The 12,165-nt window shown below is 62.5% G+C and carries 12 protein-coding genes; 6 read left to right on the top strand and 6 right to left on the bottom strand.

Annotation, left to right across the window (positions count from 1 at the left end):
• Positions 1 to 24: 24 nt before the first annotated feature.
• Entirely contained in the window at positions 25 to 504 is a 480-nt protein-coding gene (locus DQG19_RS16895) for a YbhB/YbcL family Raf kinase inhibitor-like protein (protein ID WP_116127471.1), read from the bottom strand.
• Positions 505 to 596: 92 nt separating this feature from the next.
• Between DQG19_RS16895 and nth the strand changes: the two genes are divergently transcribed.
• Together nth and DQG19_RS16905 are read left to right on the top strand one after the other, a co-directional pair.
• Positions 597 to 1,238 carry an endonuclease III gene (gene nth / locus DQG19_RS16900; RefSeq protein WP_116127472.1) on the top strand — a complete coding sequence of 214 codons (642 nt, stop codon included), beginning with the start codon at positions 597 to 599 and terminating at the stop codon, positions 1,236 to 1,238.
• An 18-nt stretch (positions 1,239 to 1,256) separates the two neighbouring features.
• A complete protein-coding gene (locus tag DQG19_RS16905; protein ID WP_116127473.1) occupies positions 1,257 to 3,392 on the top strand; it encodes an HD family phosphohydrolase in 2,136 nt (711 codons plus the stop codon).
• Here DQG19_RS16905 and DQG19_RS16910 read toward each other — a convergent pair whose 3' ends face one another.
• Positions 3,393 to 4,073, bottom strand: a complete 681-nt coding sequence (locus tag DQG19_RS16910) for an NAD-dependent epimerase/dehydratase family protein (RefSeq protein ID WP_116127474.1) — start codon at positions 4,071 to 4,073, stop codon at positions 3,393 to 3,395.
• Between the two features lie 36 nt (positions 4,074 to 4,109).
• Entirely contained in the window at positions 4,110 to 5,420 is a 1,311-nt protein-coding gene (locus DQG19_RS16915) for an MFS transporter (protein ID WP_116127475.1), read from the bottom strand.
• Positions 5,421 to 5,506: 86 nt separating this feature from the next.
• On the opposite strand from DQG19_RS16915, the gene glmM reads away from it, so the two are divergent.
• Positions 5,507 to 6,898 carry a phosphoglucosamine mutase gene (gene glmM / locus DQG19_RS16920; RefSeq protein WP_116127476.1) on the top strand — a complete coding sequence of 464 codons (1,392 nt, stop codon included), beginning with the start codon at positions 5,507 to 5,509 and terminating at the stop codon, positions 6,896 to 6,898.
• Between the two features lie 34 nt (positions 6,899 to 6,932).
• Positions 6,933 to 7,739: a 3-deoxy-8-phosphooctulonate synthase gene (kdsA, locus tag DQG19_RS16925; RefSeq protein WP_116127477.1), complete on the top strand. Its 807-nt coding sequence runs from the start codon at positions 6,933 to 6,935 to the stop codon at positions 7,737 to 7,739.
• 3 nt (positions 7,740 to 7,742) lie between these two features.
• On the opposite strand, the gene DQG19_RS16930 is transcribed toward kdsA, so the two are convergent.
• The 3 genes from DQG19_RS16930 to gldC all read right to left on the bottom strand — a co-directional run bounded on the left by DQG19_RS16930 (position 7,743) and on the right by gldC (position 10,031).
• Positions 7,743 to 8,201 (bottom strand): hypothetical protein, encoded by a 459-nt coding sequence (locus DQG19_RS16930; RefSeq protein WP_116127478.1) that lies wholly within the window; start codon positions 8,199 to 8,201, stop codon positions 7,743 to 7,745.
• Between the two features lie 70 nt (positions 8,202 to 8,271).
• Positions 8,272 to 9,585 (bottom strand): xylose isomerase, encoded by a 1,314-nt coding sequence (xylA, locus tag DQG19_RS16935; RefSeq protein ID WP_116127479.1) that lies wholly within the window; start codon positions 9,583 to 9,585, stop codon positions 8,272 to 8,274.
• Positions 9,586 to 9,668: 83 nt separating this feature from the next.
• Positions 9,669 to 10,031 (bottom strand): gliding motility protein GldC, encoded by a 363-nt coding sequence (gene gldC, locus DQG19_RS16940; RefSeq protein ID WP_116127480.1) that lies wholly within the window; start codon positions 10,029 to 10,031, stop codon positions 9,669 to 9,671.
• A gap of 131 nt (positions 10,032 to 10,162) precedes the next feature.
• Here gldC and rfaD point away from each other — a divergent pair, with 131 nt between their 5' ends.
• Together rfaD and fbp are read left to right on the top strand one after the other, a co-directional pair.
• Positions 10,163 to 11,131: an ADP-glyceromanno-heptose 6-epimerase gene (rfaD, locus tag DQG19_RS16945; RefSeq protein ID WP_116127481.1), complete on the top strand. Its 969-nt coding sequence runs from the start codon at positions 10,163 to 10,165 to the stop codon at positions 11,129 to 11,131.
• A 33-nt stretch (positions 11,132 to 11,164) separates the two neighbouring features.
• Positions 11,165 to 12,163 carry a class 1 fructose-bisphosphatase gene (gene fbp, locus DQG19_RS16950; RefSeq protein ID WP_116127482.1) on the top strand — a complete coding sequence of 333 codons (999 nt, stop codon included), beginning with the start codon at positions 11,165 to 11,167 and terminating at the stop codon, positions 12,161 to 12,163.
• Positions 12,164 to 12,165: the final 2 nt, after the last annotated feature.

The raw sequence follows: 12,165 nt of genomic DNA on the forward strand, positions 1-12,165 counted from the left end.
GATGAACCGACTAGAAGCTTGAGTTTAGCGGGCGTAGTGGGCTACCAGTCCCGTCTTGCCGATAATGTGCTGGGAAGCCATAAAGACCACTTTAGGCATGGGAGCGCCCTCGGGAAGGTCGATCGCTTCGGTATCAAGCGCATAAAGTGTGAGGTGGTAAGCGTGGGCCGGGTCGCCGGGAGGAGGGCAGGCGCCACCGTAGCCATTCATGCCGTATGAGTTGGCGCCCTGGAGGGTGCCCGCGGGCATCCCTTCGCTGCTGGCACCCGTAGGGAGGGAAGTGACGGAAGCGGGAATGTTGAAGGCGCACCAGTGGGTAAATCCGGCCGGGGTGGGGGCGTCGGGGTCGTGGATGACGATGATGTAGGACTTGGTGCCCTTGGGAGCGTCGCGCCAGGTCAGGTCGGGGCTGAGGTTGTCGCCGCCGGCACCCATGCCGTTGAAGACGTTGACGGCGGGGACCTGGCCCATAAATTGGTTGCTGCTGACGGTGAATCCGGCCATGGAGAGGGAGTTTTGCTACCCAACTTCCCCGTACCGGCCGAAGTTCGCTGCACCGGCGGCCCCGCCCTACCTTTACCGCAAACCCCACCCACGTGACCAAAGCGGAGAAAGCCCGGGATATCCAGCGCATCCTCGACGACCTGTACCCGGAGGTGCCCGTGCCCCTGGACCATACCGACCCCTACACCCTGCTGGTGGCCGTGCTGCTCTCCGCCCAGTGTACCGACGTACGCGTGAATCAGGTGACGCCATCCCTGTGGGCCGTCACCGACCGCCCCGAGGTGATGAAGACGCTGCCCGTGGAGGACATCCGCGAGATCATCAAACCCTGCGGCCTCTCCCCGGCGAAGAGCAAGGCCATCAAGGAGTTGAGCCGGATCATCGACGAGGAGCACGGCGGGCGGGTGCCGCAGACCTTCGCCGCGCTGGAGGCGCTGCCGGGCGTGGGGCACAAGACGGCCAGCGTGGTGATGAGTCAGGCCTTTGGCGTGCCGGCGTTCCCCGTAGATACCCACATCCACCGCCTGGCGTACCGCTGGGCGCTGAGCACCGGCAAGAACGTGGCCAAAACCGAAGCCGACCTGAAGCGACTCTTTCCGCGCGAGCGCTGGAACAAGCTGCACCTGCAGATCATCTTCTTCGGGCGGGAGTACTGTCCGGCCCGCGGCCACCGGATGCGCGACTGCCCCATCTGCTCACGCTACGGACGCCGTTCGCTGCTGAAGCGGGAATAAAGCCTAACTTGGCGCGCGATGGAAGGAATTAAGACCAGTTCCACCTGGACGAGAAGGCTGCCCCGCATCCTGTTGGGGGTCGTAGCCGTGGTATTGATCAGCCTGTTGTACCCCAACAACCTGACCTTCCCCTACCAGTTCGAGCTCAACCAGACGTGGCAATACGCCGACCTGACGGCCCCCTACGCCGTGCCGGTCCTCAAGCGTGAGGAACGCCTGACCGCGGACCGCCAGGCGGTGCTCCGCAACCTGACCCCGGTGTATCGCCGCGACGCCCAGGTGGCGCGGGAGGCGCGGCTGCAGTATTTCGACGATTTCCAGGTAGCCCTAGATTCGGCCCGGGCCCGGGGTACGTACCCCGGACTGATCCGGCAGGACGAGGCGCACCGGCAGTACGGGCTGCGCCTGCTCGACCGCATCTATCAGCGGGGCATCGTAAACCTGCGGCCGCAGGATGAGGCCAGTGCCGGGATGGCTTCCGTCATCCAGATCGTGGACGGCAGCGAGGTAAATACCCGTACCATCGGCCAGGTATTCACCGCGCCCGGTCGTGCGCGGCAGTGGCTTACCGACAGCATCCTGTACACCCGCCTGTCGGCGCCGGACTTCCTGCTGCCCCTGCTGGAGGATAAGTTGCAGTATAACGTCTTCTACAACGACAGCCTGACCAACCGCCTGCGGGAGCAATCGCTGGAGGCCGTGAGCCCCTTCGACGGGCTGGTGGAGCAGGGAGACATCCTCGTGCGGCAGGGCGAGGTGATCTCGGACAATGTCTACCAGAAACTCATCAGCTACCGCCGGCTATACAACAGCAACCTGCAGGGCTCGACGACCTACCTGTCGGTCTTCACGGGCTATACCCTCATCGTGGGCCTGGTCATTCTCCTGCTGTACCTGTACCTGCGGACGTTTTTCCCCTTCGTGTACGTGCGGATCAAAAACCTGGTCTTCATCCTGATGTGGCCGCTGCTGTACGCCATCATGGTGCGGTCCATCGAGCTGGCGCCGGGCTGGAGTGCCTACGTGGTTCCCTTCTGTATCGTGCCCATCGTGATGCGGATCTTCTTCGCGGAGCGCCTGGCCTTCTTCGTACACGTGGCGGTGGTACTGATCGCCAGCTTCCTCACGTCCCTGGGGTATCCCTTCACCTTTCTCAGCATCATGGCCGGGGTGGTGGTAATCTTCATGGACATCGACACCCGCGACTGGAGCCGGTTCTTCAGTAGCCTGCTGCTGTTGTTTGCCTTTTATCTCTTCGGGTACGTGGGCATTCAGCTGGTGCAGGGGTCGGGCTGGTCGGGCATTAACTACGTGGACCTGCTGTGGCTGGGCCTCAACGTATTCCTGGTGCTGCTGGCCTATCCGCTGATCCCGATGCTGGAGCGCTTCTTCGGTCTTATATCGCCGATCACGCTCATGGAGCTGAACGACATGAACCGTCCCCTGCTGGAAAAGCTGGCCCGGCAGGCCAGCGGCACGTGGCAGCATAGCCTGAACGTGGCCAACCTGGCCGAGCGGGTAGCCAGCGAGATCGGAATCGATTCGCTGCTGGTGCGCACCGCCGCCCTCTACCACGACATCGGCAAGCTCAAGAACCCCGAGTACTTCATCGAAAACCAGAACGGGCCTAACCCCCATGACCGGATCACCGACCTGGAGAGCGCCAAGATCATCATCGACCACGTGAACGAGGGGGTGCGGCTAGCGCGGGTAGCGGGGCTGCCCGAAACGATCATCGACTTCATCCGGACCCACCACGGAACCACGCGCACCGAATACTTCTACCGCAACCACATCAAGGACCACCCGGAACGTGAGGTGGACGAGCCCTACTTCCGTTACGACGGACCGCTACCCACCACGAAGGAGCAGACGGTACTCATGCTGGCGGACAGCGTGGAGGCGGCCTCGAAGTCGCTCAAGCAACCCACGCAGGAGGAACTCTACGAGCTGATCGACGCCATCATCCGCGGGAAACTCACCAACGGTCAGCTGGTACAGAGCCGGCTGAGCTTCCACGAACTCGAGACGCTGCGCCGGATCTTCCGGTCGGTCCTGAAGAGCTCCCACCATCTGCGGATCGCGTATCCGGACGCCAAGGGGCAGGCACGCGACGACGCCGCCGAGCCCCTTCCCCCCGACGAGGAGGAATGATCAGTCTTCCAGCAACTCGGCCGCCCCGTGAAAGTGGACCCCCGGCGAGATGGTCTGCGCCGCCTCGATCATGCGGCGGGCCAGCAGGTCGGCTTCGGTGGGGTTGTAGTCGCCGAGAATATCGGGCGACACCTGGCGCACGAGGCGGGTGAGGCCCGCGGCCACCTTCTCGCCCAACCTCAGCTCCTCGCGGTCGCCCAACAGCACCCCCGGCCGGAACAGGTGCACCGCCCAGAAATCGAGGCGGGAGACCGCTTCCTCCATCTCGCCCTTGGTGCGGCTATACAGGAACCGACTTTCGGAATTAGCCCCGGCCGAACTGACCACCAGGCACTGGTTGGCGCCCTGCCGCTGGGCGAGGGCGGCGGCATGGACGACGTACTCGTAGTCGACCCGGCGGAAGGCATCGGCGCTACCGGCTTTTTTGATGGTTGTGCCGAGGGCGATGTAGATATCCTGGCAACGGAACATGGTGGGTTTACGGTCGAGCTGCTCGAACTTGATAACCGGGTTGTCGAGTTTGTCGTGGCGAATATTCAGCGGCCGGCGCGTGGGGGCCACCACGGTGCGGTAGGCGCCGTGCTCAAGCAGCCGGTCGAGTAACTTTCCGCCCACCAGTCCGGTAGCGCCGAGGAGCAGCGCGGTCTTCCGGCTGGCGATGATTTCCATGCCTTCTTGCATGCTGACCGTAACCCGTTGCGGCTCCCGAGGTTTGCTCTACTCCGGTTCCGCCCGCGGCAGGTGGAAGCGGGCGAGCAGTAACATACCCAGCAAGAAAAAGCCGCCCAGGATGAGGATGCTGAGTCGCATGCTGCCCGTCAGTGCATCGAGGAAACCGAAGAGGAAGGTACCGACGACGATGGCGACCTTCTCCAGCACGTCGTAGAAACTGAACCAGGAGGTGGTGTCCGCCGGCCCGTCGGCATCGGACGAGTGCCGGGGAATCACCTTGGCGTAGGTGGAGCGGCTGAGGGACTGAATCCCCCCCATCACCAGGCCGACAGCGCCGGCGATGAGGTAAAACTGCAACTTACCGTTGACGAAGTATGCCAGTACGCAGATGAGCGTCCAGATCGTCAACTCGAAGTAGAGGGCGACCTTGTTGCCGCGCCACTCGCTGATACGTGCGGCCAGGTAAGCACCGGCAATGGCGACCACCTGGAGGATCAGGACGACCACGATAAGTTCCTGGGTCGCAAACCCCAGCTCCTTCTTCGCGAAGATGCTGGCCAGGAAGATCACCGTCTGTACGCCCGCCGAGTAGCTGAAGAAGGCGGCGAGGAAGCGCTTGGCCTGCGGGTAGTCGCGCATACGGCGCCAGACCCCGGTCAGTTCCCGTACGCCGCGCTTAGCCATGTCCGCCAGCCCGGTCCCCGGCAGGCGTACGTCGTCGGGCAGGCGCGCCAGTGAGATCGCGGCGAAGATGAGCCACCAGGCACCCACTGTGACGAAGGCCATGCGTACCGCCAGATTACCTTCGACCGGAAGGCCAAACCAGCTGGGCTTCAGTACCATCGCCAGGTTGAGCAAGAGCAGGATCACGCTACCGATATAGCCCATGGCGAAGCCCCGGGCACTAAGGCGGTCGAAGCGGTCCTCCGTGGCGATCACGGGCAGGAAGCTGTTGTAAAACACCAGTCCGCCTGCGAAGCCGATCAGGCCGACGATAAAGCCAAGGCTGCCGATCCACATCGTGTCCATGCCGGTGAAGAAGAAGAGGCTCAGGCAGCCTAGGCCGCCCATGATCGTGAAGGCACGCAGGAAGGTCTTCCGGCGGCCCCCGGCGTCGGCGATGCCGCTCAGGAAGGGGGAAAGTACCGCGATCACCAGGTAGCTGAAGGTGATAAGGTAGGCAAACCACGAACTGTTGGTGAAGGGCACCCCGAGGACCGTAAATTCCGGGTCGACCATCTCCTCAAAATAGGGGGGGAAGATCGCGGTGGTGATCACGAGGGCAAAGGCGGAGTTGGCCCAGTCGAAGAGCGCCCAGCCGGTGAGCGTCTTCGGATCGTTGAGGGGGTGCGACATGGTCCAAAGGTAGCCGCTTCCCTGCGGATGTCGTAAACTTGCCCCCTCTCTAACCCCGTTGCCCGCACAGGGCTCAGCTCCTCTCCATGCCCCTCATAAAAAGTATATCCGGTTTCCGCGGTACCATCGGCGGCCGCCCCGGACACAACCTCACTCCGGAAGACATCGTAACCAGCGTGGCCGCCTACGGTGACTGGCTGCTCCGCAGCGGCGCGTCTCCCCTGGTGGTCATCGGGCGCGACGGTCGCCCCTCCGGATCGGTCGTGGCATCCCTCACGGCGGCTACCCTGCAGTCCATGGGCATCGACGTGATCGACTGCGGACTGGCTACCACGCCCACCGTCGAAATGGCGGTGGTCTGGCGCGGAGCCGGTGGCGGTATCATCCTGTCCGCCAGCCACAACCCCAAGGAATACAATGCCCTCAAACTGCTCAACAGCAAGGGCGAGTTCATCAGCCACGCCGACGGGCAGGACCTGATCGACACCGTGGAGTCCGGTGACATCACCTATGCCGGCGTTGACGAACTGGGCCGGCTGAGTCAGGACGAGGACGCCCTCGCCGAGCACGTGGAAGCCGTGGTCAACCACCCGCTCGTGGACAAGGAGGCCATCCGGGGCGCACGCTACCGCATCGTCCTGGACGCCGTCAACAGCGTAGGCGCCATCGCCATCCCCGCCCTGTGCCAGCGGCTGGGGGTGGCCTGTGAAGTGATGAATGGCACCCTCGACGGACAGTTCGCCCACAATCCGGAACCCCTGCCGGCTCACCTGCACGAACTTATCGATCGGCTGGCGGGCGATTCCGCCATCAGCCTCGGGGTCGCCGTTGACCCCGACGTCGACCGCCTGGCCCTGGTCGGCCCCGGAGGCCGGTGGATCGGGGAGGAGTATACGCTGGTCACGGTGGCCGATTACGTCCTGAGCCGCGAGCCCGGCCCGGTGGTCAGCAACCTGAGCAGCAGCCGCGCCCTCGCGGACATCGCGCGGTCCTACGGACAGGAATACCACGCCTCCGCGGTCGGTGAGGTGAACGTGGTCGCCAAGATGAAGGAAGTCGGTGCCACCATCGGCGGCGAGGGCAACGGCGGCATCATCGATCCCCGCCTGCACTACGGGCGCGACAGCCTGATCGGGCTGGCGCTGGTGCTGAGCCACCTGGCTACCAGCGGAAAAACCATCAATGACCTGCGGGACGGCTACGCCCAGTACGAAATGGTCAAGGACAAGATCCAGCTGAATCCGGATCTGGACCTGGTGGACGCCCTCTCGGTCATGGAAGGCTTGTACCCCGATACGCCAAAGAACAACATCGACGGACTGAAGCTCGACTTCCCCGACGGCTGGGTCCACCTGCGCGGCTCCAATACCGAGCCCATTGTACGGGTCTACGCCGAGGCCGCTACCCAGGCCCGGGCCCGCGAACTCGCCGGAGAGGTGAAGTCGCGCTTTGTTGAACTCACCGGCGGCAAGAACTAGTACCGCTATCTTTTCCCATTAACCGCACTTCTCCATGCCGCTACCGACATTCCCCGCCGATAACTTCTTCCTGATCGCCGGCCCCTGCGCCATCGAGGGGGAGGATATGGCCTACCGCATCGCCGAACGGGTGGTCGAGATCACCTCGCGTCTCGGCATTCCCTACATCTTCAAGGGCAGCTACCGGAAGGCCAACCGCAGCCGTATCGATAGTTTCTCCGGCATCGGTGACGAACGGGCGCTGCGCATCATTCGGGGGGTAGGGGAGCGCTTCGGCGTGCCGACGACCACCGACATTCACGCCGACGAGGAGGCAGCCATGGCCGCCGAGTACGTCGATGTGCTACAGATCCCCGCCTTCCTCTGCCGGCAGACGTCTCTGCTGGTCGCCGCCGCGGAAACCGGTAAGGTGGTCAACATCAAGAAGGGGCAGTTCCTTAGTCCCTCCGCCATGCAGCACGCCCAGCAGAAAGTGATCGACAGCGGCAACGACCGGGTGTGGATGACCGAGCGGGGCGTCACCTTCGGCTACACCGACCTGGTGGTGGATTTCCGGGGTATCCCCACGATGCAGTCGTACGGCGCCCCCGTGATCCTGGACTGCACCCACAGCCTGCAGCAGCCCAACCAGAGCAGCGGCGTAACCGGGGGGCGCCCGGCAATGATCGAGACGATCGCGCGTGCCGGCGTCGCCGTGGGCGTGGACGGTTTATTCCTGGAAACCCACTTTAATCCCACCGAAGCGAAAAGCGACGCGGCCAATATGCTGCCGCTCGACGAACTCGAGGCACTCCTTACGAAACTAGTTCGCATCCGCCGTGCCGTGCAGGCCGGCGCGTGAGCTTCAGTTTACCCAGCGCTCAATAGTCATCCTGAGCCGTTCCGGCTCCCGGGTGCCGATAAGGATGCGCTCTCCGTTTCGCAATTCAAGTTGCAGGCCCTGGTCGCCGGACACATTGTAGGCTTTGCCCTTCCTGCCCATACGGTAGCCCCAGCCACCGTACTCGCCGAGCGGGGAGTAGGTGCGGACGTAGGCACGGGAAATATCTTCCTTGCGGATCACCTTGGCCCCGAAGGGCGGAAATCCCACCGACAGGCGATCGGGATGGATCGTGGTCCGCAGACTTACCGTGGCGAAGCCGATCAGGATGGCCAGATAGATCCCCAGAATGAGAACCGGTGGCCAAAGTTCGCCACCGACCAGCAGGGGCCACATACCGATCAGCGTCGCCGCGCCGGACCCCAGCAGGATCGCCCAGAGCCACCACTGGTTGAATTTCTGTTCTTCTTGGAATAGTACCATTCCAAAAAGATAACGGTTTCCGGGAACTTAATCCCGGAAACCGTTCATCAAGGCTGGTATGGCGTAGTGCCTACAGGTACTGCGCGACCAGGTTCTCGTAGCGTTCCTGCCGTCCGCTGGTCTGGGCGGGCTCGCCGAGGGAGCGGCCGATCTCGGCCAGCTGCTCGAGCGTCAGTTGGCCCTCCTCGTACTTCTTGCCGTTGCCGCCGTCGAAGCTGGCGTAGCGCTCGGTACGCATCTCCTTGTACTTGGATTTGCTGAGCACGCGGTCCGCGGCCAGCAGGGCACGGGCAAAGACGTCCATGCCGCCGACGTGGGCGTAGAAGATGTCTTCCAGGTCGGTAGAGTTACGGCGCGACTTGGCGTCGAAATTGACGCCGCCGCCCTGTAGGCCACCGGCCTGCAGGATCACGAGCATGGCTTCGGTGATCTCCTGTACGCTGTTGGGGAACTGGTCGGTATCCCAGCCGTTCTGGTAGTCGCCGCGGTTAGCGTCGATGCTGCCGAGGAGTCCCTGGCTCGCCGCTACGGCCAGCTCGTGCTCGAAGGTGTGCTGGGCCAGGGTAGCATGGTTGACCTCGATGTTGAGTTTGAAATCGTCCAGCAGATCGTACTGCCGCAGGAAGCCGGCCACCGTGGCGCTGTCGAAGTCGTACTGGTGCTTGCTCGGCTCGAAGGGCTTGGGCTCGATGAAGAAGGTACCCGTGAAGCCCTGGCCGCGGGCGTAGTCGCGGGCCATGGTCAGGAAGCGGGCGAGGTGCTCCGTCTCCCGCTTCAGGTCGGTGTTGAGCAGGCTCATGTAGCCCTCGCGGCCGCCCCAGAACACGTAATTCTCCCCGTTGAGCTTGATGGTGGCATCGATGGCCGTCTTCAGCTGGGCGCCCGCGTAGGCAACCACGCCGAAGTCGGGATTGGTGCTGGCGCCGTTCATGTAGCGCGGATTGCTGAAGAGGTTAGCCGTACCCCACAGGCACTTGATACCGGTGGCGTCCATTTTCTGCTTCACGTAGTCGGTGACCTCGTCCAGCCGCTGCTGGTAAGTGGCCAGGTCGGCTCCGGCCTCCTCGAGCAGGTCGACGTCGTGGAAGCAGAAGTAGTCCAGGCCCAGCTTCTCCAGGATCTCGAAACCGGCGTCGGCCGTGTTCTTCGCTTCCTGCACGGGATCGCTGTCGCCGAGCCAGGGGTAGTTGGCGGTGCCGGGGCCGAAGGGGTCGCCGCCGGTGTTGCGCAGGGTATGCCACCACGCCATTGAGAACTTGAAGTGTTCGGCCATGGTCTTGCCCGCTACCACCTGGTCCTTGCGGTAGTATTTGAAGGCAAGCGGGTTGTCGCTGTCGGGGCCCTCGAACGGGATGGTGGGAATAGAATCGAAGTAGGTAGCCATGGTAGATTGGTGTAATTGTGGCCGCAAGTTAATTACGGAATCGGGAACCGACAGGGTGACGCAATCGATTTCGCGCGGCGAGGTTATTCTTCGTCCTTGGGAATGGCACCGGTCGCCTGCCCGAAGTAGAAGACAAATTGCTGGAGCTGGTTGGCCAACTCCTTGTTTTGGGTGGCGCGAAAATACGTATCGGCAAGTCCCCGGAGCGTCTGGTAGAACATGCGGTCCATCTCCACGACCTGCATCTCCTTGGTCCAGAGATCGATCTTGAGGGTTTCCTTCGTTTTCTCGTCAAAGAGGGATAGCAACATCGCCTTGGCCGGCTGCGGCTGCTGCCCGGCGGGGTTGTCGCTGGCCGACCACGTCATCGTCACGGGAAGGTTCTTTCCGTCTAGCCCTACGTCCACCGTGATGCGGCTCTTTTTTACTACCGTTTCCTTTGCCATTGTATATCGTTTGGGCGCAAGGTAGCCCGCTCGTCCGGTTTGGCGCGGCCGCAGGTGCGGGGCGGGTTCCAGGACGGGGGCGGACACCGGCTTCCGCCGAATACCGTACTTTACCCCACTAACCCGCCCGCATGTACTTAATCACCGGCGCGAACGGATTTATCGGAAGCGTTTTGGTCGGATACCTCAACTCCCTGGGGATCAGTGATCTGATCCTTGTGGACGATTTCGTTCATTACCCCGACAAGACCCCTAACCTCCAGGATAAACACTACCTGGTCCGCGTTGCCCGCGAAACCCTCTTCGCCGTCTGGGACCAGGAGCAATGGCCCCTCCGCGGCGTCTATCACCTGGGCGCCCGCACCGATACTACGGAGACGGACACCGAAATCTTCGAACGACTCAACCTGGATTATTCGCGGGAAATCTGGGAACGCTGCACCCGTTACGGCCTGCCGCTCGTCTACGCCAGCAGTGCCGCGACCTACGGCGGCGGCGAACACGGCTTCGATGACGGAACCCCCCCGGAGCAGCTCGCCCCCCTCAATGCCTACGGACGCAGCAAGAACGACTTCGACGCCTGGGCGCTGCACCGCACCGGCGCGCCGCCGCACTGGTACGGGTTAAAGTTCTTCAACGTCTACGGTCCCAACGAATACCACAAGGGCCGCATGGCCAGCGTGGTCTGGCATACCTACCGCCAGGTACTCGCTACCGGCGGCATGAAGCTCTTCCGCAGCCACCGCCCCGACGTGGCCGATGGTGAGCAGTCCCGCGACTTTATCTATGTCCTCGACCTGTGCTGCGTGTGCCACTGGCTGATGGAGCACCAGCCCCCGGAGAACGGACTGTACAACCTCGGCACCGGCCACGCCCGTACCTTCCGCGACCTGGTTGTTGCCACCTTCGCCGCCATGGACCGGGAACCTTCCATAACATTTATCGATACCCCGGCGGACCTGAGAGAAAATTACCAGTACTTCACGGAGGCTGGCATGGACAAGCTCCGTGGAGCCGGTTATCACGAACCCTTTATCTCCCTCGAGGAGGGCATAGCCGACTACGTACGACGTTACCTCGTACCCGGAGCCTACCACTAACCTTCTTACTTTCTCAAGCGCTTAATCCTTACAATGAAACAGCATCCACAGACCCTCGGTGAGTTCATCATCAGCAACCAAAAGGACTTCGAATATTCCTCCGGCGAACTCACCCGGCTGCTGAACTGCATCCGCCTGGCGGCCAAGGTGGTGAACCACGAGATCCGGCAAGCCGGACTGGTGGATATCACCGGTACCATCGGCAATGTCAACGTGCAGGGCGAGGAGCAAAAGAAGCTGGATGTGTTCGCCAATAACGTATTCATCAACGCGCTGACGAACCGCAACATCGTCTGCGGGATCGTCTCCGAGGAAAACGAAGACTTCATCACCATCAGCGGGGCCAACAACGCTCACCGTAACAAGTACGTGGTAGTGATGGACCCCCTGGACGGCAGCTCCAACATCGACGTGGGCGTGTCGGTGGGTACGGTCTTCGGCATCTACCGGCGGGTGTCTCCGGAGGGTACACCGGTGACCAAGGAAGACTTCATCCAGGCCGGTAATCTGCAGGTCGCGGCCGGCTACGTCATTTACGGTACCTCGACCATCCTGGTGTATACGACCGGCAACGGCGTGAACGGCTTCACGCTGAACCCCGCCATCGGTACCTACTACCTATCACACCCCAACATCCGTATCCCCCGCCGCGGACACGTGTACTCCATCAACGAGGGGAATTACGTACACTTCCCCCAGGGGGTAAAGGACTACATCAAATACTGCCAGCGGGAGGAGGACGACCGTCCGTATACCTCGCGGTACATCGGCAGCATGGTATCCGACATCCACCGCAACCTGCTGCAGGGCGGCATCTACATCTATCCCAAGAGCAACGAGCGGGAGGACGGCAAGCTGCGGCTGGTGTACGAATGCAATCCGGTGGCCTTCATCGTGGAGCAGGCGGGTGGCGTGGCTACCGACGGTCACCGGCGCATCCTCGACATTAAACCTACCGACATCCACCAGCGGGTGCCCCTCTTCGCCGGCAGCAGCGAGATGGTCAAGGAGGCCATGGACTTTCTCAAGTAGAC

Source organism: Lewinella sp. IMCC34183, assembly GCF_003390915.1.
Lineage (GTDB): Bacteria > Bacteroidota > Bacteroidia > Chitinophagales > Saprospiraceae > Neolewinella.

Bases quoted from the DNA above. Each gene is read 5' to 3' on its own strand.
- xylA (WP_116127479.1), bottom strand. From the start codon at position 9,585: ATGGCTACCTACTTCGATTCTATTCCCACCATCCCGTTCGAGGGCCCC.
- DQG19_RS16930 (WP_116127478.1), bottom strand. From the start codon at position 8,201: ATGGTACTATTCCAAGAAGAACAGAAATTCAACCAGTGGTGGCTCTGG.
- DQG19_RS16910 (WP_116127474.1), bottom strand. From the start codon at position 4,073: ATGCAAGAAGGCATGGAAATCATCGCCAGCCGGAAGACCGCGCTGCTC.
- rfaD (WP_116127481.1), top strand. From the start codon at position 10,163: ATGTACTTAATCACCGGCGCGAACGGATTTATCGGAAGCGTTTTGGTC.
- kdsA (WP_116127477.1), top strand. From the start codon at position 6,933: ATGCCGCTACCGACATTCCCCGCCGATAACTTCTTCCTGATCGCCGGC.
- glmM (WP_116127476.1), top strand. From the start codon at position 5,507: ATGCCCCTCATAAAAAGTATATCCGGTTTCCGCGGTACCATCGGCGGC.
- DQG19_RS16915 (WP_116127475.1), bottom strand. From the start codon at position 5,420: ATGTCGCACCCCCTCAACGATCCGAAGACGCTCACCGGCTGGGCGCTC.
- fbp (WP_116127482.1), top strand. From the start codon at position 11,165: ATGAAACAGCATCCACAGACCCTCGGTGAGTTCATCATCAGCAACCAA.
- gldC (WP_116127480.1), bottom strand. From the start codon at position 10,031: ATGGCAAAGGAAACGGTAGTAAAAAAGAGCCGCATCACGGTGGACGTA.
- DQG19_RS16905 (WP_116127473.1), top strand. From the start codon at position 1,257: ATGGAAGGAATTAAGACCAGTTCCACCTGGACGAGAAGGCTGCCCCGC.
- DQG19_RS16895 (WP_116127471.1), bottom strand. From the start codon at position 504: ATGGCCGGATTCACCGTCAGCAGCAACCAATTTATGGGCCAGGTCCCC.